The organism is Hyalangium versicolor, from assembly GCF_020103695.1.
Classification (GTDB): Bacteria; Myxococcota; Myxococcia; order Myxococcales; family Myxococcaceae; genus Hyalangium; species Hyalangium versicolor.
Genome location: NZ_JAHXBF010000001.1, coordinates 673,599 through 692,937 on the forward strand (window position 1 = coordinate 673,599; position 19,339 = coordinate 692,937).

18 protein-coding genes are annotated in these 19,339 nt (G+C 68.1%); 7 read left to right on the forward strand and 11 right to left on the reverse strand.

Going from position 1 to position 19,339, the window contains the following annotated elements:
- Nucleotide 1: 1 nt before the first annotated feature.
- From KY501_RS02300 to KY501_RS02340, 9 genes are all read right to left on the reverse strand, one after another.
- Nucleotides 2–991 carry an NAD(P)H-quinone oxidoreductase gene (locus KY501_RS02300; RefSeq protein ID WP_224360734.1) on the reverse strand — a complete coding sequence of 330 codons (990 nt, stop codon included), beginning with the start codon at nt 989–991 and terminating at the stop codon, nt 2–4.
- 23 nt (nt 992–1,014) lie between these two features.
- Nucleotides 1,015–2,142, reverse strand: a complete 1,128-nt coding sequence (locus tag KY501_RS02305) for an ATP-grasp domain-containing protein (protein ID WP_224360735.1) — start codon at nt 2,140–2,142, stop codon at nt 1,015–1,017.
- Nucleotides 2,139–3,071 (reverse strand): fatty acid desaturase family protein, encoded by a 933-nt coding sequence (locus tag KY501_RS02310; protein WP_224360736.1) that lies wholly within the window; start codon nt 3,069–3,071, stop codon nt 2,139–2,141. Before KY501_RS02310 ends, KY501_RS02305 begins: the two co-directional genes overlap by 4 nt.
- Nucleotides 3,072–3,094: 23 nt before the next feature.
- Nucleotides 3,095–3,661: an acyltransferase gene (locus KY501_RS02315; protein ID WP_224361069.1), complete on the reverse strand. Its 567-nt coding sequence runs from the start codon at nt 3,659–3,661 to the stop codon at nt 3,095–3,097.
- Nucleotides 3,662–3,944: 283 nt separating this feature from the next.
- A complete protein-coding gene (locus KY501_RS02320; protein ID WP_224360737.1) occupies nt 3,945–5,717 on the reverse strand; it encodes a serine/threonine protein kinase in 1,773 nt (590 codons plus the stop codon).
- 23 nt (nt 5,718–5,740) lie between these two features.
- Nucleotides 5,741–7,678, reverse strand: a complete 1,938-nt coding sequence (locus KY501_RS02325) for a FecR family protein (RefSeq protein WP_224360738.1) — start codon at nt 7,676–7,678, stop codon at nt 5,741–5,743.
- 3 nt (nt 7,679–7,681) lie between these two features.
- Entirely contained in the window at nt 7,682–8,509 is an 828-nt protein-coding gene (locus tag KY501_RS02330; protein WP_224360740.1) for a carboxypeptidase regulatory-like domain-containing protein, read from the reverse strand.
- Nucleotides 8,506–9,948 (reverse strand): hypothetical protein, encoded by a 1,443-nt coding sequence (locus tag KY501_RS02335; protein ID WP_224360742.1) that lies wholly within the window; start codon nt 9,946–9,948, stop codon nt 8,506–8,508. The genes KY501_RS02330 and KY501_RS02335 overlap by 4 nt, the downstream gene beginning before the upstream one ends.
- A gap of 5 nt (nt 9,949–9,953) precedes the next feature.
- Nucleotides 9,954–12,182, reverse strand: a complete 2,229-nt coding sequence (locus tag KY501_RS02340; RefSeq protein ID WP_224360744.1) for a COG1361 family protein — start codon at nt 12,180–12,182, stop codon at nt 9,954–9,956.
- A gap of 130 nt (nt 12,183–12,312) precedes the next feature.
- On the opposite strand from KY501_RS02340, the gene KY501_RS02345 reads away from it, so the two are divergent.
- From KY501_RS02345 to KY501_RS02355, 3 genes are read left to right on the forward strand one after another with little or no spacing between them, the layout of a single operon-like run.
- Nucleotides 12,313–12,516 carry a DNA gyrase inhibitor YacG gene (locus tag KY501_RS02345; RefSeq protein WP_224360746.1) on the forward strand — a complete coding sequence of 68 codons (204 nt, stop codon included), beginning with the start codon at nt 12,313–12,315 and terminating at the stop codon, nt 12,514–12,516.
- A complete protein-coding gene (locus KY501_RS02350) occupies nt 12,513–13,244 on the forward strand; it encodes a tyrosine-protein phosphatase (protein WP_224360747.1) in 732 nt (243 codons plus the stop codon). The genes KY501_RS02345 and KY501_RS02350 overlap by 4 nt, the downstream gene beginning before the upstream one ends.
- Before the next feature lie 17 nt (nt 13,245–13,261).
- On the forward strand, nt 13,262–14,320 hold the full coding sequence (locus KY501_RS02355; protein ID WP_309242943.1) for a lysylphosphatidylglycerol synthase transmembrane domain-containing protein: 1,059 nt from the start codon (nt 13,262–13,264) through the stop codon (nt 14,318–14,320).
- A 21-nt stretch (nt 14,321–14,341) separates the two neighbouring features.
- Here the strand turns inward: KY501_RS02355 and KY501_RS02360 are convergent, their stop codons facing one another.
- Together KY501_RS02360 and KY501_RS02365 are read right to left on the reverse strand one after the other, a co-directional pair.
- On the reverse strand, nt 14,342–14,500 hold the full coding sequence (locus KY501_RS02360; protein ID WP_224360750.1) for a hypothetical protein: 159 nt from the start codon (nt 14,498–14,500) through the stop codon (nt 14,342–14,344).
- Nucleotides 14,497–14,742 (reverse strand): ribbon-helix-helix domain-containing protein, encoded by a 246-nt coding sequence (locus KY501_RS02365; RefSeq protein ID WP_224360752.1) that lies wholly within the window; start codon nt 14,740–14,742, stop codon nt 14,497–14,499. The genes KY501_RS02360 and KY501_RS02365 overlap by 4 nt, the downstream gene beginning before the upstream one ends.
- A 211-nt stretch (nt 14,743–14,953) precedes the next feature.
- On the opposite strand from KY501_RS02365, the gene KY501_RS02370 reads away from it, so the two are divergent.
- The 4 genes from KY501_RS02370 (at nt 14,954) to KY501_RS02385 (ending at nt 19,273) form a co-directional block, all read left to right on the forward strand.
- On the forward strand, nt 14,954–16,135 hold the full coding sequence (locus tag KY501_RS02370) for an SRPBCC family protein (protein ID WP_224360754.1): 1,182 nt from the start codon (nt 14,954–14,956) through the stop codon (nt 16,133–16,135).
- Between the two features lie 99 nt (nt 16,136–16,234).
- Nucleotides 16,235–16,720: an FBP domain-containing protein gene (locus KY501_RS02375; RefSeq protein ID WP_224360756.1), complete on the forward strand. Its 486-nt coding sequence runs from the start codon at nt 16,235–16,237 to the stop codon at nt 16,718–16,720.
- 90 nt (nt 16,721–16,810) lie between these two features.
- On the forward strand, nt 16,811–17,830 hold the full coding sequence (locus tag KY501_RS02380; protein ID WP_224360758.1) for a LacI family DNA-binding transcriptional regulator: 1,020 nt from the start codon (nt 16,811–16,813) through the stop codon (nt 17,828–17,830).
- A 99-nt stretch (nt 17,831–17,929) separates the two neighbouring features.
- Nucleotides 17,930–19,273: a GH1 family beta-glucosidase gene (locus KY501_RS02385; protein WP_224360760.1), complete on the forward strand. Its 1,344-nt coding sequence runs from the start codon at nt 17,930–17,932 to the stop codon at nt 19,271–19,273.
- Nucleotides 19,274–19,339 lie beyond the last annotated feature (66 nt).

Sequence of the window (19,339 nt, forward strand, 5' to 3'; positions counted from 1 at the left end):
TTCAATCCCAACGCAGGACGACTTTGCCCACAGTCTCGTTGCTCGCCATGCGGGTGAGCGCGGCACGGATGTCCTGGATGGGTACCACGGCATCGATCACGGGCTTCAGCGCTCCCGAGCGGAACAGCGGCAACAGGTGCCGCTCCGCGCTCTGGGCCAGGACGATCTTCTCCTCTAGCGGGCGGCTGCGCAGCACGGTGCCAATCATCCGCAGCCGCTTCACCAGGAGGGTGCCCAGGTTGACCTGGGTCTTGTTTCCTGCCACCAGCCCCACCAGCAACACCCGGCCCTGGGGCGCGAGTGCCTCCAGAGTCTCCGCGGCGTAGTCCCCGCCCACCAGGTCCAGTGCGAGGTCCGCGCCCCTGCCGCCTGTGGCTTCTCGTACCGCATCGGCGAAGCGCGGGGGTGTGCCATCCACGAGCACCGTGCGCTCCACGCCCCATTCTCGTGCCCGCTCCAGCTTCGAGGCGTTGCGCCCGGTTCCCACCACGCGCACGCCCGTGGCCCGGCACAGCAGGGCTGCTGCCGAGCCCACGCCGCTGGCCACGGCGTGAATCAGCACGGTCTCTCCTGGCCGCATTCCTCCTTGGAGCACGAGCGCATCGAATGCCGTCAGGTACACCTCGGGCAACGCGGCGGCGTCCGTGAAGCTCATTCCCTCGGGGATGGGCAGGGCCTCGCGTTCATGGACAGTGACCTGCTCGGCCCAGGCGCCTCCACCGACCAGTCCCATCACCCGATCTCCTGGCTTGAAGCGCCGAGCCTTCGGGCCCACCGCGATCACCTCACCTGCGTATTCCAGGCCCGGGATGTCTGGCGGCGCATCCTGGGGAGGGGCGTAGTGGCCTCGGAGTTGGAGCAGGTCCGCACGGTTGAGCGCGGTGGCTCGGACGCGGACGAGCAGTTCCGAGGGACCAGGAGTGAGATCCGGGCGCTCCTCATAGGAGAGGACTTCAGGACCGCCAGGGCCGGTGGTGCGGAAGACGTGCATGGGAACCTCGCTGTTCGATGGGCTCAGCCATTCCACTCGGTGTAATGCGTCGTGGCCTCGCCCATTGCCAGCCCATGACGCCGGGAGAGCTGGAACAGGTGCGGGAATGCGGCGAGCTGATACCAGAAGGGTTTGGGATCCTCCCGCCTCCAGAACGCGTCTCGTGCGGCGCCGAACGCTCGTCGCCACTCGCGCAGCCCCTGCCAGCTCCGGATGCGAAGGAGCGCCGCGGTGAGCATCGGGAACCCGACCATCGCGGGTGTCTCCAGGTCGGGCTCGGCGATGGCCTGACCCAGCATGGCTCGCCCGAGCCTTCCATCCTCCGGGAACAGGATGAAGCCGCTCGTCATCCGAGGGTTGCACTCGAGCGCGAACAGCTCGCCGCGATCCGTCTCGATGAAGTCGAATCCCAGGCTGCCGGTGAAGCGGGTGCCTTCGAGGAATCGAAGGACCCACTCGCGCACGCCGGGGTGCCCGAGCGGCTCGTAGTAGTAGCCCGGTCCCGAGGGGAACCGGTACCGCGGCCGGTAGCAGACATGGGCGGTGAGCGCTCCCTCCCAGACGACGCTGGAGGAGCACAGCTCGGTGCCCTCGATGAACTCCTGCGCCAGGAGCGTCCGGGTGAAGCCGAGCGGCGGCAGGGGCGTCCCCGCCTGCACGAGCCTTGTCTTCTGTCCGAAGCGAGAGAAGGCGGGCTTGACGATGAGCCGGGAGTGCTCGAGCAGCAGTGTCTCCAGGTGTTCCTGTCCCTCCAGCCGCCACGTCTTCGGAGCCGGGAGCCCGAGCGCCGCGACGCGCTGGTTGAAGGCCCCCTTGTCATGCAGGGCGGTGAGCTGCTCGAAGGTAGCCGCCACCACCTCGCAGAGAGCCTTCAGCCGCTCCGAGTGCCGTGCCACATAGAGGATCTCCTCTCCCGTGGGCATGAGCACATCAACCCGGTGCTCCTCGATGATCGAGAGCAGACGCTGGATGAAAGCTTCCTCCTCGAAGCGAGGTGCGGGCACCTGGAACGAGCGCTCGATCTCGCGCGAGTGCCGGGTGGCGTGGGTCGGGAACGTGTCGCACACGAGCACCGCATGGCCGGCCCGGTGGAGCTGCCTGGCGGCCACGAGCGCGGGGAGCCCACGGGCTCCAGTCAGGAGGACTCTCACGGGTACTGGCGGGGAATGTCCTTCAGAGGCTCCGGGCCGGGCTCGCGGGTGAGCATCGGTCCAGTAGCCCACTGCCGGGCATAGTGGAGGAGATACGAGCGCTGCGGCTCATTCGACGGTGAGAGTGCGGGCAGGTGGATCCACGACACATCCGGGTACAGGTGGTGGTTGAGGTCCAGCTCCCGGTGCAGGTTGAGCCAGCCATAGGGCCAGGGCGCCCGCAGGTTGAACGCCCCTACGAGCACATCTCTCGGCGAGTACGAGTGCTCCAGGTAGTTGGTGCCGGACCAGATCACCGCCGCCGCCACGTAGAAGAGCGCCATCCTCCCCACGGACAGGCCGGACAGCACGAACACGCCCGTGAGCGCCACCGCGCACAGCAGCAGCTCCAGCCGGATGCGCCCGAGCGAGATCGTCGGGTGGCGGAAGATGGCCTCGGCGATGTGGAGCCGCTCGGACATGCGGCGGAACAGGCCTGGCGCCACGAGCAGCAGCAGCAGGAACGGAGGGATGATCCAGTACCAGAAGCCCACGAGCATCAGGTACCACGCCACCGTGCGGCCCACCCGAGACTGGTGCGGGTAGTAGAGGTCGAACATCTCGTGGTCGCTGCGGTTCTTCAGGTGGTGGCTCCAGTGCGTGATGGAGAGCATCGACGCGGACATGGGGAACAGCAGTCCGCACAGCACGCCCAGCCAGCGATTCCACGCCGGATCCGGGTGGAGCTTGAGGTGCGAGGCCTCATGGAGCAGGGCGAACTGGGTCTGGAAGAGCAGGGCGAACGCGATCACGCACAGGGCCAGCGCCGGGCGGCTCTCCACGCGCGCCCCGAGGAACAGCAGGCCCACCAGCGCCGAGACGATGCCCAGCGTCAGGAGCGTGTTCAGGCGGTGAGGGATGCTGCGGAAGTCGCGCGGCGTGCGGCTCATGGACAGCCCCAGTATCCTTCAAATCAGCGCCGCTCGCGCCGGTCCCCGATGATCTTCGCGGGCACTCCGCCGACGATGGCCCACTCGGGGATGTCTCGGGTGACGACCGCGCCCATGGCGATGACGGCATGGGCTCCGATGGTGACGCCGTCGGTGACGCCCGCGTTGGCTCCGATCCACACGTCAGCGCCCACCCGGATGCCTCGCGACGTCACCGGCTGGTCGCGCAACGTGCGGTCCGGATCCAGGCCGTGGTTGAAGGCGTAGAGCGTGGCACCCGTGGCGATGCGCGTGCCGTCCCCGATGTGGATGCCTGCCGCCCCTCCATCGAGGCTGGCGCGCGCGTTGATGCTGACCTCGCGGCCGAGGACGACCGGCCCGTGAACGAAGGCGTCCGCCGCGATGCTCGAACCCGGACCGATGACGATGGTGCGCCCGGGCTCGGCGAACAGGCGGGCTTCAGGGGCCACGAAGCAGCCCTCGGCGATCTGGACAGTCTCCAACTCCATGAATCTCGCCTGCACTTCGCGCTGCCACTCCTCGGCCCACTTCCGGTGGCGAGGCTTGAGCGAGAAGTAGAGCCAGGGCATCCAGGAGAGCCGCTGCTTGTGTTGCTCACGGCGGCGCGCGTCGAGGTCATCCACGGGCCGTGACTTACCCGGCTCGGGCTTGGCATGCCAGGAGGAGGCCCCTCTGGGCGCGCTTCGCTCCAACTTGTGTGCTTGTTGGACAGGTTCGGCTCAACTCCGCGCCCGAGCCGGGCCGCGCCTCTCCAAGAGGAGTCCCTCCCGGGGGCGGTTCGAGCCAGGTGGTATGCCTGTCATACCAGTTCGCTCCAGCTCCGCGCCCGAGCCGGGCCTCTGGGGCCGCACGTCAGCTGCCGAACCGCAGGGGTTGCTGCAGCTGGAACGGGGCCTGCTTCTTGTTCGGGAAGACGACGCCGCGGACGATACCGGTCATGCAGCTGGCCAGCCCGGGAGCCACCGAGGGCGGCGTGGAGATGGTGACATCGTCCACCTTCCCCGAGGCGGCCACCGTGATCAGGAGGACGATCCGAGGAGGCACCACGTCGCGAAACTTCTCGGCGCAAGCGAGGAGCTTGGGCTTGTACGACTCCATGACCTTCTGCGTGTCCGCGTCCGCGCCTCCAGACGACACAGTCGCTGGCTTCGGCTTCTTCCCGGGGCGGGGCTTCGTCGTCGTGGAAGCAGGAGGCGACGGGACCTCGGGCTGCTGTTCCGCGGTCTCGGTCGGAGCTGGCGTGGGCGCCGGGGTCGGCGTGGGCGTGACTGACGGTGCAGGGGGCGTGGGCGTCGGCACAGGCGCGGGCACCACGACAGGCGCCGGGGTGACGACTACGGGGGGAGCCACCACGACCGGCTGAGGTGTCTCCGAACGCATGAAGTACCAGACCGCGCCGCCTCCCAACGCCAGCAGCGCTACCGCTCCCAGGGCTCCGATGGCCATGGACAGCCCCGCGCTCCTCGCGGGAGGCGCACTGGCCGGCACTGCCACCGGCGTGACGATCGGTGCAGGCCCGGGAGCCACGCCGGTAGTCACAGCAGTCCCCTGCGGAGACACTGCGGGAACCCCGTTGGGATCCGACGGGCGGATGAACGTCTTCTCGTACGCGACGGGGTCCTCTTGCAGCTGGACCTGGGGCGGGACTTCAATCTGGGAGAGGGAAGGGATCTTCGTCTTCCGCTCCACGTCGGCCGCGCCGAAAAGGCCCTGCATGTACTGGGCGAGCTGGCTCACGCCGGGCATGGACGGTGTCTCGCGCAGGAACTCCTCCAACTCGGCCCGCATCTCGGCGGCGCTCGCGTAGCGGTCATCCCGATTTTGGGAGAGGGCTCTCATCACGATTTGATCGAGGGCCGGAGGGATCTCCGGGCGCAGGCTGCTGGGCGTGGGGATGGGCTGTGCCATCAGCGCCAACAGCACGCCGATCTCCGTATCCCGCTGGAAGACGCGGCGCGCGGTGAGCAGCTCATGGAAGGTGACGCCCAGGGAGAACAGATCGCTGCGCGCATCGATCGGCTCGCCTCGGGCCTGCTCGGGGGACATGTAGCCCCACTTGCCCTTCAACAGCCCGGGCTGCGTCTGCGTCATCCGCGAGGACGCCTTGGCGATCCCGAAGTCGAGCACCTTCACCGTGCCCTGGTAGGTGACGAAGATGTTCGACGGAGAGATGTCCCGGTGGACGAGGCCCGTGGGCTGGCCCTCTTCCTCGTACTTGTGGGCGAACTCGAGACCCTCGAGTGCCGAGAGCATGATGCGAGCGGCGATGGGGATGGGGACGGCCTGGCCCTTGTAGTGGGCGGCGGCGATCACCGCGTCCAGATCCTCTCCCGCCAGGTACTCCATGCAGATGAAGTACCGGTTGTCCGCCACGCCCAGGTCGGTGATCTGCACGATGTTCGGATGGTGCAGGCGCGCCGCGAGCCGCGCCTCATCCAGGAACATCGCGATGAACTCCCGGTACTGGGTGAAGTGATCGAGCATGCACTTGATCACGACGTCTCGTTCGAAGCCCTCCGCGCCGACCTGCTTGGCGAGGTAGATCTCCGCCATGCCGCCCTCGGCGAGCTTGCGGATGAGGATGTACTTGCCGAAGCGGCGGGGCGTCGTGAGAGACCGGGTCAAGGGGATCACTGAGGGTGAGGACGTCATGGCCGGTCGCTCCGGAGCGTGCGGACCCAGTATGCCTCGCCCTGACCCGAGACGAGACGGAACACCAACACCTCGGTGGAGGGCAGGCGCTGGGAGAAGCGGCCCTTGGCATCCAGCGCCACGGCCTGGCCATTGATGAAGAGCCGGGAGCCGAGCGGGACCACGCCCTCCACCGGCACGTTGCCCTTGCCGATGCGCTCACCGGGACGCGGGCGGCTGAGCGCAAGGCCCCGGCGCTCATTGTCGTAAACCAGATCCAGCTTGTTCATCCGGCCTCCGGCGAGCTCATCGCCACCCGCGCCCAGCGCCGCCACGTACCAGAGGTAGCTGCCCTCGGCGAGCGCACCGGGCTCCAGGCTGTACTGGTTCTCCTTCGTCACGCGCTGGAGGAGGGGCTTCTTCACGTCCGAGGCACGGTAGATCCGCACCTGGTACGAGCGGGCGCCCGGCCGGGGATCGAAGCTGAAGTGCAGCGAGGGCACGGCACTCTGGAAATAGACGGTGGCCTTGAGGCCGGTCTCGAGCACCTCGGCCTTGGGGCTTGTGCTGGCCAGCGAGGAGCGGCCCCGATCCGGCTGGAAGCGGGCCGAGCCCTGCGTGCGCACGCTCCCGTCCTCGCCCAGGAAGCGCCAGTGCAGCTCGCCTCGGCTGGGAGGATCGACGCGCACCCAGTCTGTTCCGGGACGGCCAGCAAGCAGGGGCTCGCGGAAGGAGGGCTCATCGGCCACCTCCACCCGGAGCGGACCTCCAGACTCGGAGGGCACCTGGATGCCCGCTTTCGTCAGCCCGTCGGTAAACACCCGTGCCGCCTTCGCATCCGGAGGCAGCACGAGCGCTGGTGCGGTGTCCCGCGCGGCCTGGGGCGAAGTCGAGGCATGCTGCACCTCCTCGCCCGCCTTGAGGACGGTGGTCTTGCCATCGGCGACCAACTCGGCCTGTCCGGTGAGGACGGTCACGGTGGCGCCTGTCTGGGGATTGCTCACGGCGAGCGTGCTCTGCTCGGAGACCTTGAGTTCGACCTCGCCTTGGGCATCCGTCAGCTTCAAGGAGTGTTGCCCGGAGGCGAACTGGAGCCGCGCCTTCCCGCGGCTGAGCTGCAGTGCATAGGAACTCTGTTGTCCCTGTCGGGAAGCCGAAGTGAGCGTTCCAGCGGTGTCGCCGGAGAGGTTCACCTGCAGCCCGGGGGAGGAGAGGCGAGCGCTGGCGTTGGCGGGGATCTCGAATGCCGCACCACGGCCGAGCTCGCGCGTCTGATCCGGAGTCACGTCCGTGAAGGCGGTGTCCTGGGCTCCGCGCACGCGGGCCTTGCCCCCCTGCGGCTTGAGGGTGAAGACGATCTCCTCCGCGACCACCACCGGCATGGGCGAGGCCGGCTGCCCCGGCTTGCCAAGGGAGAGCACCATCTCCTTGCCCTCCACGACGGGGACCGCTTGCCCGGCCGAGTCGATCACGCGGATCTCTCCGTACTCGAGCGTCAGCTTGGGCTCCTTGTCGCGCAGGTCGAACACCATCTCCGCGGCCGTCACCAGCTCCGCCTTGCCGAAGCGGCCCGTCACTGTGAGTCCGCCGCCCGAAGTCTTGGCCGAGGTCGAGATGATCCGCCCCTCCTCCAGCTCGAGAGTGAGCGCACCGGGAGCGCCGTTGACGCGGAAGCGGCTGTTCTCGGCCACCTCCACCTCGGCGCCGTTGACGTACTGCACGCGCGCCGAACTCCCAGCGCCAGTCACCACCGTCTCGCCGGGGTAGAGGGGGTCGTCCGTGCGGGCGGGACGAGAGGTGGTCTCGTGCAGCACGGTGACCTGGCCCTGGACCTGGGTGAGCTTCGCCAGCTGCGCCACGGTGGCCGCGGCGGTCGGGGTGGGAGTCTTCGGGTCACACCCCTCGCATCCCCAAAGGAGCAGGAACAGAGGGAGCGTGAGGGACAGGACGCGCAAGACTCAATTCTCCAGAGGTGAAAGATCCACGTAGAACAGCGCCTGGTCTCCGGCGGCCACGTCGACGACCTTGGTTTGCGAGACAAAGCCTCGCGCCTCGAAGGTCACGTGGTAGCGCCCCGCTGGCAGGCGGAACTCGAAGTCCCCCGCGGCGCGGGTTCGCGCCTTGATCCGGGCCTCCTCGATCTTCAGGGTGGCCACCACGGGGCGTCCCTGCGTCGAGCGGACGCGCCCACGCATCCAGGCCCGGATCTCCTCGCCCTTCTGCAGGACGACCTCGACGGAGGCCTCGCCATGGGGGGGGACTACGACTACCTCCTCTTGGGGCCGGACTCCCGAGCCGGCGAGCTTCAGCGTGACGGGCCCCGGGCCCGCTTCGGGCACCACGAAGAGGCCCTCCGCATCGCTTCGAGCCACCACCTTCCCGCCGAGCTGCACCTCGATGTCGGCGAGTGGCACCTTCTTGCCCTCACGGCCCTCCTCGCGGAGGACGCGGCCCTTCACTGTGCCAGGACCGGGAATGCGCTCGAGCGGTAGGAAGACGCTGGCCTGTCCGCCTGCGGGCAGGAGCACTTTCTTCTCCACGGCCTGATAGCCCTCGGCCGAGGCGGTGATGATCACGGGCCCGGAGCCCAGTCCGTCCACACGGAACGCCCCACCCGTGGCGACGGCGTCCTTGCCGCCGGCCTGGACCCGAGGGCTCTTCAGCGGAAGCGAGGCCTGGGGCCGCAGCGTGATCCACACCGTCCCGGATGGCGTGGGAGCCGCGGGTTGGGCCAGGGCACTGAAGCCCAGGAGCCCGAGCACGAGCATCACCGCGCACCGGCTCATGGCGTCTGCCCTCCGCCGAAGCTGAGCTGATATCCGGCGCCCAGCGACATACCGCCGAGGTTCCCGCTCACCTGTCCGCGTCCTGGAGCAAAGGTCCACTGGAGCTGCCCGCACACGCGGCCCGGGCCCAACGGCCACGCGAGCCCCGCGCCCAGGGAGGCTGCGGGCCCGTTCGAGCGCACATCCCTGTCGAACTTGCCCTCGGTGCTCTCCAGCTTCAGCTTCCCGCCCATGGACAGGATGCCGGCGCTCGCGCTCGCGAAGAGGGTGCCTCGGCTCAGGAAGAGATGGAGCCAGCGCGCCCCGATCCGGGCGCCTCCACCGGTGAGGGTGAACTTCCGTTTCACCTGGATGGGTCCATCGATGGTGTCCTCGACCTCGCCGTTCCCCCGAGCCTCGAGCACTCCCAGCAACTCCAGCGGCAGCTGGCCGAGCCGCAAAGAACCCTCCAGCTGCAAACCGAGCCCGTTCGCCGAGGCGGTGTTGGAGTGCACGAACAAGAGGAGTCCGAGCGTGGGTTGCCACACGGGCCGCTGCGAGTGCGTGGAGAGCGGGGCCGTGTTCGCCACCGAGTTACCGGGGCCTGTCTGGCCTGGGCCTGCCTGAGAACCCGGAGGGGCTGATAGGGGCTCGACTTGGAGCGTGGAGGCGCGCTCGGGCTCCTCGGCAGTTGAGGCAGAGAGGCTCACCGGCGCTCCGCCTGCCGCTGAGGCAGTGTAGGGGACCTCGAAGACGCCGCCCTCCTTCGGTTCAATGGGCCCGAGCGCCCCTTGTTCCGCGCTCACGGTGAGGGCCGGGAGCGCCACGGCGGGGTTGCCGCTGTCGTCCACGACGAACCCCTGCAGCCGGACGGCCCTGCCCTGGATGGGAGACTCCAGGGCCACGAGCTGGACGCGGGCGAACCGGGGAGGGGGTAGGGGCACGGCCTGCGTGCGGCGCTTGCCCGAGCGCTCGATGATCGTCACCTGGGCGCTCTCGGCACCCGGGGGGAGGTTCACGGGAACCAGGGCTTCTTTGCTGGCCGTGGCCGTCACCGGCCCATACGAGGCGGCACCTATCGACACCTGCACCCGCGAGCGGGCAGGCGCCTGGACGCGCAGCCGGTAGGGTCCATGGACGGGCAGCGCGAGCCAGGCCCCGGAACTCGAAGCGCCTCGCTTCACCGTGGCATGGAGCAGGGCCACCTGCGCGCCGTCCTGAGAGGCAGGCCGGTAGGTGGCGCTGAACGTGCCCTCCTGGGCAGGAGTGGGCTCGGTGACGGAGCCGACGTTGGCGGTGAGCGAAACCTGGGCGTCTCGCACGGGACGGCCTGCGTCATCGAGCACCGTGAGCTCGATCCTCGCGCTGTCCTCGGTGGTGACGAAGGGCTTGTCGGAGCGCAGCGCGACCGTCTGACCCGTGAGGGTCAGGACCATGAGAGTGAGAGTCGCTGCTGCCATGGTGCCTAGAGGCCGTTCCTTTCGCCTCGGCGCAGTCTACGCAATCGCTTCCAGGGGCGCGATGCCGCCATGAGCAGGGCGAGCCAGGGGAACAGCTGGCTCGGCAGCGCAGCAGCATGGCAGCCACACCCCACGTCCACTTTGGAGTCGTCCGGAGCGAAGCTCACGGTCTGTTGCTCGGTGAGCCTGTCCCCGCTCGCGTTGACGCACCAGACGAGCGCCTCCAGTGTTTCGCGGGACTGCGTGGAGGCCTGGGCGGTGATCTTCACCGTCACGGGTGAGCCCTTGCTCAGCTCTGGGAGAGTGAAGCCCTCTCCGCTCGGAGTCAGGGGCTTGTCATCGATGATCGGCTCGAGGGACATCAGGCCATTGCCCGAAAGCATCAGCACGCCATCGGTGATGGGGGCGTCGCCCGAGTTCGACACCGTCACCTCGAACTCCACCACCGTGCCGGGCGCCGCGAACCGCTTCGCCCCCTCATTCAGCAATTGGAGCTGCACGAGAGGGGGGAGGCACAGCGGCGTGACGAATCGCTCCGCCCGCTTGCCGTCAGGCAGGTATAGCTCGTGGTCGTTGATGAGCGGCCAGATGGCCAGGGGGACCGACGGGTCCGCCGGACACTGGGGCAGCCGGACAGGGAGCAGCCACCGGCCCGGCTCTACCTCCGTGGCAGGATTGCCCAGGGCCAGAGGCTCGTCGCCTGCGAACGAGAGGCGGCTTCCCGCGGCCAGCGGCACGAGGGTTCCACACAGATCCCTCCGGGCGAGCTCCAGCTTGAGCTCTCCCGTGTAGGTCCGCAGCTCGGGGCGGAGCTCAGAGGTCTGAAGGAACCGGAAGGTCGAGGTCTCGATGCTGGGCAGCCCCGCCTTCCAGTGGATCACCAGCGGCCCGTCCACGTTGGCGCCGGAGAACTTGAACTCTACGTTTTCCTCCTTCATGTCCTTCCAGACCACCTGCGCGCTGCCCGTGAGCACACCGGTGACGCAGTCACCCGAGACCACGTGGGCCTTGAGGGTGGTGCTGTCGAAGGTCGCCGAGCTGTCCTGGGCCTTGCAGAGGCTGGCCCCAGAGAGGGTCTCGTCCACGACGTTGTCGTACTCGTCCTTGGGCGTCAGGGTGATCGTCACGGGGCCGCAGGCCGGCACTTCGTCATCAGGGGATGGGGTCAGCTCCACCTTCTTGAGCGCGGCGGGATGGACCACGACTTGAGACGTCCCCGTGCTGCCGCGGCCCGAGGAGAGATCCGTGATCCGGAATTCCTGGGGCATGGAGCTGGCGGTGAAGAACGTCACGGTGAGCTCTACCGGCAGCGGAGCATCGTTGGGTGTATCGATCGGGAGTTCCGCCTTGGGCACCGTCGTCGTGAAGTGCACCGCGCCGAGATAGGTGGTCGGGTTGTTGTCCGCGTCCACCGGGACCACCTTGAACTCGACGGGCTCTCCGGCCGTCACGTCGGTGGGCAGGTTCATCGTGAAGGCCACTGCGGGACCGGTCAGTACCTCGAAGCTGGAGATCCTTCCCAGGAGTTGGGTGTTGGCGGTGTCCGTGACCGTCAGCTCGTAGACGCCCTTCTTCATGAACGTGAGGGTGAACTTCTTCACGCCTGCGTCGTTGGGGGTGAACGTGTAGTTCGCCGGGAGCGTCACACCCGTGGCCTTGGTGTAGAACTGGATGGTGCCGGAGTACCCCGTGGCGACACCGGACGCGTTCTTCGCGCTCACAGTGAGTTCGATGGGAACGCCCACTTGCGGGGCGGCCGACATCTCGAGCCGGAACTCGAGCGTGGGCAGTGCCACCACGGAGAGCAGCCGGGAGAGGGCGTCGCTCAGGCCGCCCGCTCCATCCGACGCCGAGATCGTCACGGCTCCGGGCACCGTGGCCCGGTACCAGAAGAACTGGCTCGAGGTGCCGGCGGCGATGGTCACGCCCGCGATCTCCGTGCCCGCGGAGCAGTACTCCGAGGGGTAGAAGGCGCCTCCCATGAGGGTCGAGTAGAGCTGGACCTGGACTGCTCCCGAAGTCGTTGCGGGGTTCCCACTGCTATCGCGCAGGGCCGCCGTGAGCTTCACGCACTGGTACAGCAACAGCTCATTCGGGAGGCCCTCGAGAACGATGTGATCGGGCGCGGTTGTCGCCGCGAGCGGGCTGCTGGCGCCAGCGAGGCTCGGGGGCGTGTTCGCCATCAGCACGGGGAGGAGCAGCAGCAGGCCACAGGGGCGGAGGCGACGGCTCATTGCCTGGTTCATCGTTCGCTCCGGGGCTGGCCGAACAGCATGGGGGCTGCTGGGGCAGTTCTCGACCATCGTAGGGAGAGCTGCATGGATGTTGCAATAATGCGGTGTGGGTGTGACAAGTGGAGATACCATGCCTCTCCCCATGTGCCCGATTTGCCAGAAGCCCGTGGCGCCTCGCGCCGAGAACGTCTCGTATCCCTTCTGCTCTCGTCGCTGCCGGGCGGTGGATCTCGGCCGGTGGTTGGGAGAGGAGTACCGCGTGCCCGAGCCTCAGGGGGATGAGCGGGAGGACGAGCTCCCCTCCGATCACCCGGAGCGCCGGAGCGACGCGTGAGCGGTTGGGTGGATCTGCACTGCCACTTGCTGCCGGGCGTGGATGATGGGGCGAAGACGCTGGAGGACAGCCTGGAGATGGCGCGGGCGCTGGTCGACCTGGGCTTCGCCACGGTGGCGCCCAGTCCGCATGCTCGCCCCGAGTACGCGGCGCCGGAGCTCGTCGAGTCCCGGCTCATGGAGTTGCGCGAGGCCTTGGAGCGCGAGCGCATCCCGCTGACGCTCGGGCGCAACGCGGAGAACGTGCTGGATGACGTCTTCCTGCGGAGCCTGGGCACGCCTGCGGCACGGATGCTGGGCACGGGCCCGTATGTACTCGTGGAGCTGCCGTACACGACGCCCGTGCCGGCGTTGCTGGATGTGCTCTTCCGCATCCGCACCAAGGGCGTGAGGCCCGTCATCGCCCACCCGGAGCGATGCCTGGAGTTCGAGCGCAAGGGGCGCGCGGCGGAGGCGGTTCGGTCCGGGGCCTTGCTGCAGTTGGACGTGGGCGCACTCACCGGGCGCTACGGGGGCACGGCGAAGAAGCTGGCGCGGGCCTTCCTGGAGGACGGGCTGTACGCGCTGGGGGCCACGGATCTGCACGCCCCCGTGGGGGCGAGGGACTGGGTAGGGCGGGCGCTGGCCGAGCTGAGAAGCCGGGCAGGCGAGCAGGCGTTCGAGCGGCTCATGCGAGGCAACCCGACACGTCTGCTGGTGGGAGAGGCGCTGGAGTCCGAGGGGGAGTGACGGTATACCCACCCGCTGTGAAGCGTGCCCTCAAGCTCGTGGCCAGCCTGCTGGTCACCCTCCTGTTCACGTGGTGGACGTTCCGGAACACGGATCTCAAGGCCCAATGGGCCAGCCTGCGTTCGGCGGACTACTCCTACGTGCTGCCGTACTTGGGGGTCCTGACCCTCATCCACATCTGCCGGACGCTGAGGTGGGGCTGCCTGCTGTCAGGCCTGGAGCGGGTGCCGTTCAAGCCGCTCAACGAGGCCTCGGGCATCGGCTTCATGATGCTGCTGGTGCTGCCGTTCCGGTTGGGCGAGTTCGCGCGCCCCTTCCTCATCGCCCAGCGCAGCTCCATCCGTCGGAGCGCGGCGATGACCTCCGTGGTGCTGGAGCGCATCACCGATGGGCTCCTGGTGGCGACACTGTTGCGGGTGTTGCTCTTCTTCATCCCCGGGGAGTCCGCTGGGCTCCGGTACGTGAAGCTGGGCTCCACGCTGATGTTCGCCATCTTCGGAGGCGGCCTGGCCTTCCTGCTCTTCGCGCGCTGGCGGCATGATCAGGCGGTAGGGCTGGTGCGAGTCACGGTGGGCCGCATCTCGCCGGGGCTGGCCCACAAGATGGCGGACGTCGTGGATGGCTTCGTGGGCGCGATGCGCCAGCTCCCGGACGCGAAGCAGCTCACGTTCTTCTTCCTGCTCACGCTGCTGTACTGGGGGCTGAATGGCGCGGGCATGGCGCTGCTCACGCGGGCCTTCGGCTGCGTGGGCGCGGATGCGAGCTGCCAGCCCATGAGCCTCAGCCTGTTCCAGGCCTATGTGGTGATGACCGTGCTGGTGGTGGGGCTGATGATCCCGGCGGCGCCTGGGATGATGGGCACCTTCCAGGCGGCGATGAAGGTGGGTCTGGGCCTCTTCCTGCCCGCGGCGGTCGTCGACCAGAGCGGGCTGGCCTACGCCAACGTGCTGTGGCTGTGCCAGACGGTGCAGCAGATTGCGTTCGGCCTCATCCTCCTGTCCATCGGGCACATGTCCTTCAAGGACATCGCCACGAAGCTGGACAAGGAAGGCGAGGCCTCGGCTCCCACCGCGTGAGGGGAGCCGTGACTCGCGGAACTACAGCTCCTCGTTGAGCCAGCGGACGATCGCGGCTCGGATGGACGAGGGCGGCTCGGCGGGCGCCGGGGGCAGCGTGGCGCTCATGCCCGGCAGCTCCCGGAAGAGCCCGGGAGGCAGCATCTCGCGGGCGGGGCGCGTGTCCGGGACGGTGTTCACGGCTCGGTCCCGTTGCGGCCGTACTTGGCGAGCAGATCCTCCACGGCCTCGCGCAGGTACTCGCTCTGCGCGATGCGGCTGCGGCGGGACAGCTCGCGCAGCTTGTGCACCTGCTCCTCTGAGACGAGGACGTGGGTGGAGACGACGTCGGCCTCGGGGCCAGCGCGGCGTTCACCGGAATCGAGCGGAGCCGCCGAAGTGGTGTCGGCGCTGCTCAGCGGGCTCATGTTGCCATCCTGCATCAGGGGCCTCCTGGGCGAGCTGCTACAGACCGCTACTGGCCTGTGGGCTGGCATTAGGAGGTCGACCCGGCGTCCCGTCAAAAAAACAGTTGGCTGGTGGGCAACCAGGCCTTCGGACAGAAGCGGGCGTTGGAGGCGTTCCTCCCTCGGCTGCTGCTCGGGGGCCATGTCGCCTTCACGTTGAGTAGGCGGACACAAAGGAGGCCAGGCGATGACCAGGGCAGCGTGGGCACTCGGTGGCGTGGGGCTTGGGGCAGGGCTGATGTACTGGGCGGATCCGAGGAACGGCAGGTGGCGCCGGGCCCTGGTTCGGGAGAAGGCCTGGCACGTTCTCTGTGGGGTGGGGGATGGGCTGGAGGTGGTGGCGCGGGACATGGCGCACCGCTCGCGAGGCTTGTTCTTCGAGCTCCGGGGCCGGCTGCAAGCGGAGGACGTGGACGACGTGACGCTGGAGGCGCGGGTTCGATCCGCGCTGGGGCGTGTCTGCTCGCATCCCGGTGCCATCCGGGTGGCTTGCGACCATGGGACGGTAGCGATGGCGGGGCCCATCCTGGCCAGCGAGGTGAAGCTGGTGCTCGCGCGCATCCGGAAGGTGCGGGGTGTGCTGGAGATCGATGACGCCCTGGAGGCCCATACCGAGGCGGGGAGTCATCCGGATCTTCAAGGCGGGGTGAGCCGGCTGGGCGATCGCCCGGAGTTGCTGCAGCACCATTGGTCACCGACGGCGCGGTTCATCGCGGGGCTCGGTGGGGTGGGGCTGCTGGGCTATGGGCTGTCACGGCGAGGGGGTCTGAGGCCGCTGCTGGCAGGGGCGGGGCTGCTGCTGGGGTTGCGCGGCGTGATGAACCTGGAGCTCAAGCGTCTCATGGGCGTGGGAGTGGGGCCCATGGCGCTGTCGTTCCAGAAGGACATCTGCGTGAACGCGCCGGTGAACGAGGTGTTCGCCTTCTGGCAGGCGATGCACAACTTCCCGCGCTTCATGAGCCACGTGGAGGACGTGCGGATGTTCAAGGATGGCCACTCGCACTGGAAGGTGCGCGGCCCGGCGGGGATCATCTTCGAGTGGGACGCGGTCATCACCCGCATCGAGTCCGGGCGCCTGTTGGCATGGAGGAGCGTGGAGGGCGCGATGGTGGAGAACGAGGGCATCATCCGCTTCGAGGACGCGGGGGAGGGGCGGACGCGGCTGGACATCCGGCTCTCGTACAACCCGCCCGCGGGCGTCATCGGGCACGCGTTCGCGAAGCTGCTGGGCGCCGATCCCAAGAAGCAGATGGACGACGATCTGCTGCGCCTCAAGTCGCTGCTGGAGCTGGGCAAGGCGACGGGGCACGAGCACGTGAAGCGGGACGAGCTGGTACCCGGGCGCGGAGTGGAGACCTGGGTTTACTGAGGGAGTGAGTGAGCCGACGAGGGCTCGGCTTCCTGGATGCCGAGGTGGAATCGAGCCGGTCCGCCTGTTAGGGACAGTCTCTACTGCCAAGGAGCCGCTGTGTTCCGACTCGAAACCGACCGCGTGCTGATCGAGTCCTTCCGGCCGCGTGACCGCAGGGTCATCGAGATGCCTGCGGAGGTGACCTTCCCGCTCTTCGTGCGCGATTACCTGGCGTGGACGGAGACGTCTGGGGCGCGGGTGTACCTGGTGTTCACCGCGCCGGGCAGCCGCAAGCCCATTGGAATCATCTTCCGTCGCGACACCACGGACAGCGGGGCGATGTCCTCTCGGATCTGCGACTGGTGCCACAGTTACGGCTCGGCGAGCGAAGTGGGCCTGCTCACCACGGACGTGAACAACAAGCGCCGGGTGGGGGTGTGCCTCTGTGTGGACCTGCGCTGTAAAGAGAAGCTGGAGGACGCGGCGGACCGTGCAGGGCGCCAGCCTCGCGAGGCCCTCGAGCAGCTCAAGGAGCGCATGTTCCGCTTCGCGCACGAGGCGCTGGGGATCGAGGCCCAGCCCGCGGCCCAGGTGAGCGGGTAGGCTGGCAGAGCCTTCACCTGTCAGGTTAGCCTCCGGGCTGTCCTGCTTTGAGAGCGCTCTCACGCTCACGTTGTGTTATGGAGTCTGCCCATGGATGGCCGTGGTTCATCGCCTGTGACGTTGGAGGAAGTTGCACGTCGTGCCGGAGTCTCCCCGAGTACGGTGTCGCGGATTCTCAATGGGACCGCCCGGGTGCGGGAGAGCAAGCGTCAGGCCGTGGAGCGGGCCATCGCGGATCTCGACTATCGCCCGAACGTCATGGCCCAGGGCCTGGCGCGCGGCAGCTCGATGTCCGTGGGGGTGATCACCCAGGACATCGCCAGCCCCTTCTTCAACGAATCCCTCAAGGGCATCGAGGACAGCCTGGCCAAGGCGGGCTACGCGCCTCTGTTCGTGAGCGGCCACTGGAAGAAGGAGAAGGAAACCGAGTGCATGTCGCTGCTGGCGGCGCGCCGCGTGGACGGGGTGATCGTGCTGACGGGCATGATCGACGACGCCGCGCTGCTGAGCTACGCGGCGCGGCTGCCGCTGGTGATCACCGGGCGCAACCTGCAGGGGACCAACGTGGTCAGCATCCAGGCCAACAACGAGCAGGCTGGCTACGATGCCACCCGCCACCTGCTGGATCTGGGGCACACCCGCATCGCCCATATCTCCGGCCCCGAGGTGAACGTCGATGCTCAGGATCGGCTCGCGGGCTACCGCCGGGCGCTGACGGAAGCCGGGCTGCCGGTGGAAGAGCGGCTGATCACCTATGGCGACTTCCATGAGACCAGCGGCCTGCTGGCGGTGAACCAGCTGTTGGAGAGCCGCCTCAACTTCACGGCGCTGTTCGTGGCCAATGATCAAATGGCCTACGGCGCTCGGCTCGCGCTGTACCGCAAGGGCATCCGCGTGCCGGAGGATGTGTCCATCATCGGCTTCGATGATCTGCCGTCCTCGCTCTACACCACGCCGCCGCTCACCACCGTGCGCCAGCCGGCGTACGATCTCGGGAAGATCGCCGGGGACGCGATGCTGGGATTGATCCAGGGCGAGCCCGTCTCCATTCCTCACATCCCGCTGCAGGTGATTGTTCGCGAGTCGACCCTGCGTCGGCGCGGGCCCTGAGGCGCCCGGCCTTCGTCGGGCCCGAGGAAGGGAAAGCGCTTTCAATTTGCGACAAACGTGACATCCTTGGAAAACCCCTGGAGGGGACAAGGAGTTACGATGCCGACGAATCTGCTTCCCGGTGAGTTTCAGTGGGGTGTTGCTGCAAGCGCCTATCAGATTGAGGGCGCGGCCTTCGAGGATGGGCGCGGCCCGTCCATCTGGGACACCTTCAGTCGCGTGCCCGGGAACACCGCAGACGGGGACACGGGCGATGTGGCGTGTGATCACTACCATCGCCTGGAGGAGGACCTCGATCTGCTGGTGACGTTGGGAGTCAACGCCTACCGGTTCTCGGTGGCCTGGCCGCGGATCCAGCCCACGGGACGAGGGGCGACGAATCCCAAGGGACTCGACTTCTACGATCGGATGGTGGATGGCCTTCGGGCGCGAGGCATCAAGCCGCACCTGACGCTGTACCACTGGGATCTGCCGCAGGCGCTGCAGGACGAGGGCGGGTGGGGGAACCCGGACACGGCCCGGCGCTTCGCCGACTTCTCGGAGGTGGTGGCTCGCCGGCTGGGGGATCGCGTCGAGAGCCTCTGCACGTTCAATGAGCCCTGGGTGGTGGCGACGCTAGGCCATGAGAAGGGCATCTTCGCGCCGGGCCTGAAGGATCGGCAGCTGGCGATGCAGGTGTCTCACCACCTGCTGGTGGCGCACGGCTTGGCGGTGCAGGCGCTGCGCACGCTCGTGCCGCGAGTGCCGCTGGGGATCGTCCTGAACCTGTCGCCCAGCTATCCGGCTCGGAACGTGGCGGCGGACCGGGCGAAGGCGCACCTGGAGGACGGGCTGTCGCTGCGCTGGTACATGGACCCGTTGTTCCGTGGGAGCTATCCGGCGGACGTGCTCGAACACCTCGGGTCGGATCGTCCCAAGGTGACGCCCGAGGAACTGGCGCTGATCCAGCAGCCGCTCGATTTCCTGGGCATCAACTACTACATGCGGAACTTCTGCCACGCGGAGGATCCCCACGCGCGGCCTCCGGGGGAGCAGGGGTTCACGGACATGGGGTGGGAGATCTATCCGCAGGGGTTGACGGACCTGCTGGTGCGGCTGGGGCGCGACTACCGGCTGCCGCCGATCTACATCACCGAGAACGGCGCGGCGTTCGCCGACCGGCTGGAGGGCGACGAGGTTCACGACTCGCAGCGGGTGGCGTACCTGGAGCAGCACCTCGGGGCGATGAACGCTGCGCGCAGGCAGGGCGTGGATGTCCGCGGCTACTTCGCCTGGAGCTTCATGGACAACTTCGAGTGGGCGTCGGGTTACCAGAAGCGGTTCGGGCTGGTGTACGTGGACTACGGCTCGCAGCGGCGCGTGCTGAAGGACAGCGCGCACTGGTATCGGGCCTTCATCGCGGCGCAGCAGCAGACCGACCAGCCCTCGAGGGCAGGAATCTGACGACAAGTCGACAATCGCAACGTGCCCCGTGAACGGGCTTTCACGGCATCTTTCTGTTCCCAGGAA

Coding starts and splice junctions, on each gene's coding strand:
- KY501_RS02300 (WP_224360734.1), bottom strand. CDS start 991: ATGCACGTCTTCCGCACCACCGGCCCTGGCGGTCCTGAAGTCCTCTCC.
- KY501_RS02310 (WP_224360736.1), bottom strand. CDS start 3,071: ATGAGCCGCACGCCGCGCGACTTCCGCAGCATCCCTCACCGCCTGAAC.
- KY501_RS02315 (WP_224361069.1), bottom strand. CDS start 3,661: ATGCCCTGGCTCTACTTCTCGCTCAAGCCTCGCCACCGGAAGTGGGCC.
- KY501_RS02330 (WP_224360740.1), bottom strand. CDS start 8,509: ATGAGCCGGTGCGCGGTGATGCTCGTGCTCGGGCTCCTGGGCTTCAGT.
- KY501_RS02335 (WP_224360742.1), bottom strand. CDS start 9,948: ATGGCAGCAGCGACTCTCACTCTCATGGTCCTGACCCTCACGGGTCAG.
- KY501_RS02340 (WP_224360744.1), bottom strand. CDS start 12,182: ATGAGCCGTCGCCTCCGCCCCTGTGGCCTGCTGCTGCTCCTCCCCGTG.
- KY501_RS02345 (WP_224360746.1), top strand. CDS start 12,313: ATGCCTCTCCCCATGTGCCCGATTTGCCAGAAGCCCGTGGCGCCTCGC.
- KY501_RS02365 (WP_224360752.1), bottom strand. CDS start 14,742: ATGCAGGATGGCAACATGAGCCCGCTGAGCAGCGCCGACACCACTTCG.
- KY501_RS02370 (WP_224360754.1), top strand. CDS start 14,954: ATGACCAGGGCAGCGTGGGCACTCGGTGGCGTGGGGCTTGGGGCAGGG.
- KY501_RS02380 (WP_224360758.1), top strand. CDS start 16,811: ATGGATGGCCGTGGTTCATCGCCTGTGACGTTGGAGGAAGTTGCACGT.
- KY501_RS02385 (WP_224360760.1), top strand. CDS start 17,930: ATGCCGACGAATCTGCTTCCCGGTGAGTTTCAGTGGGGTGTTGCTGCA.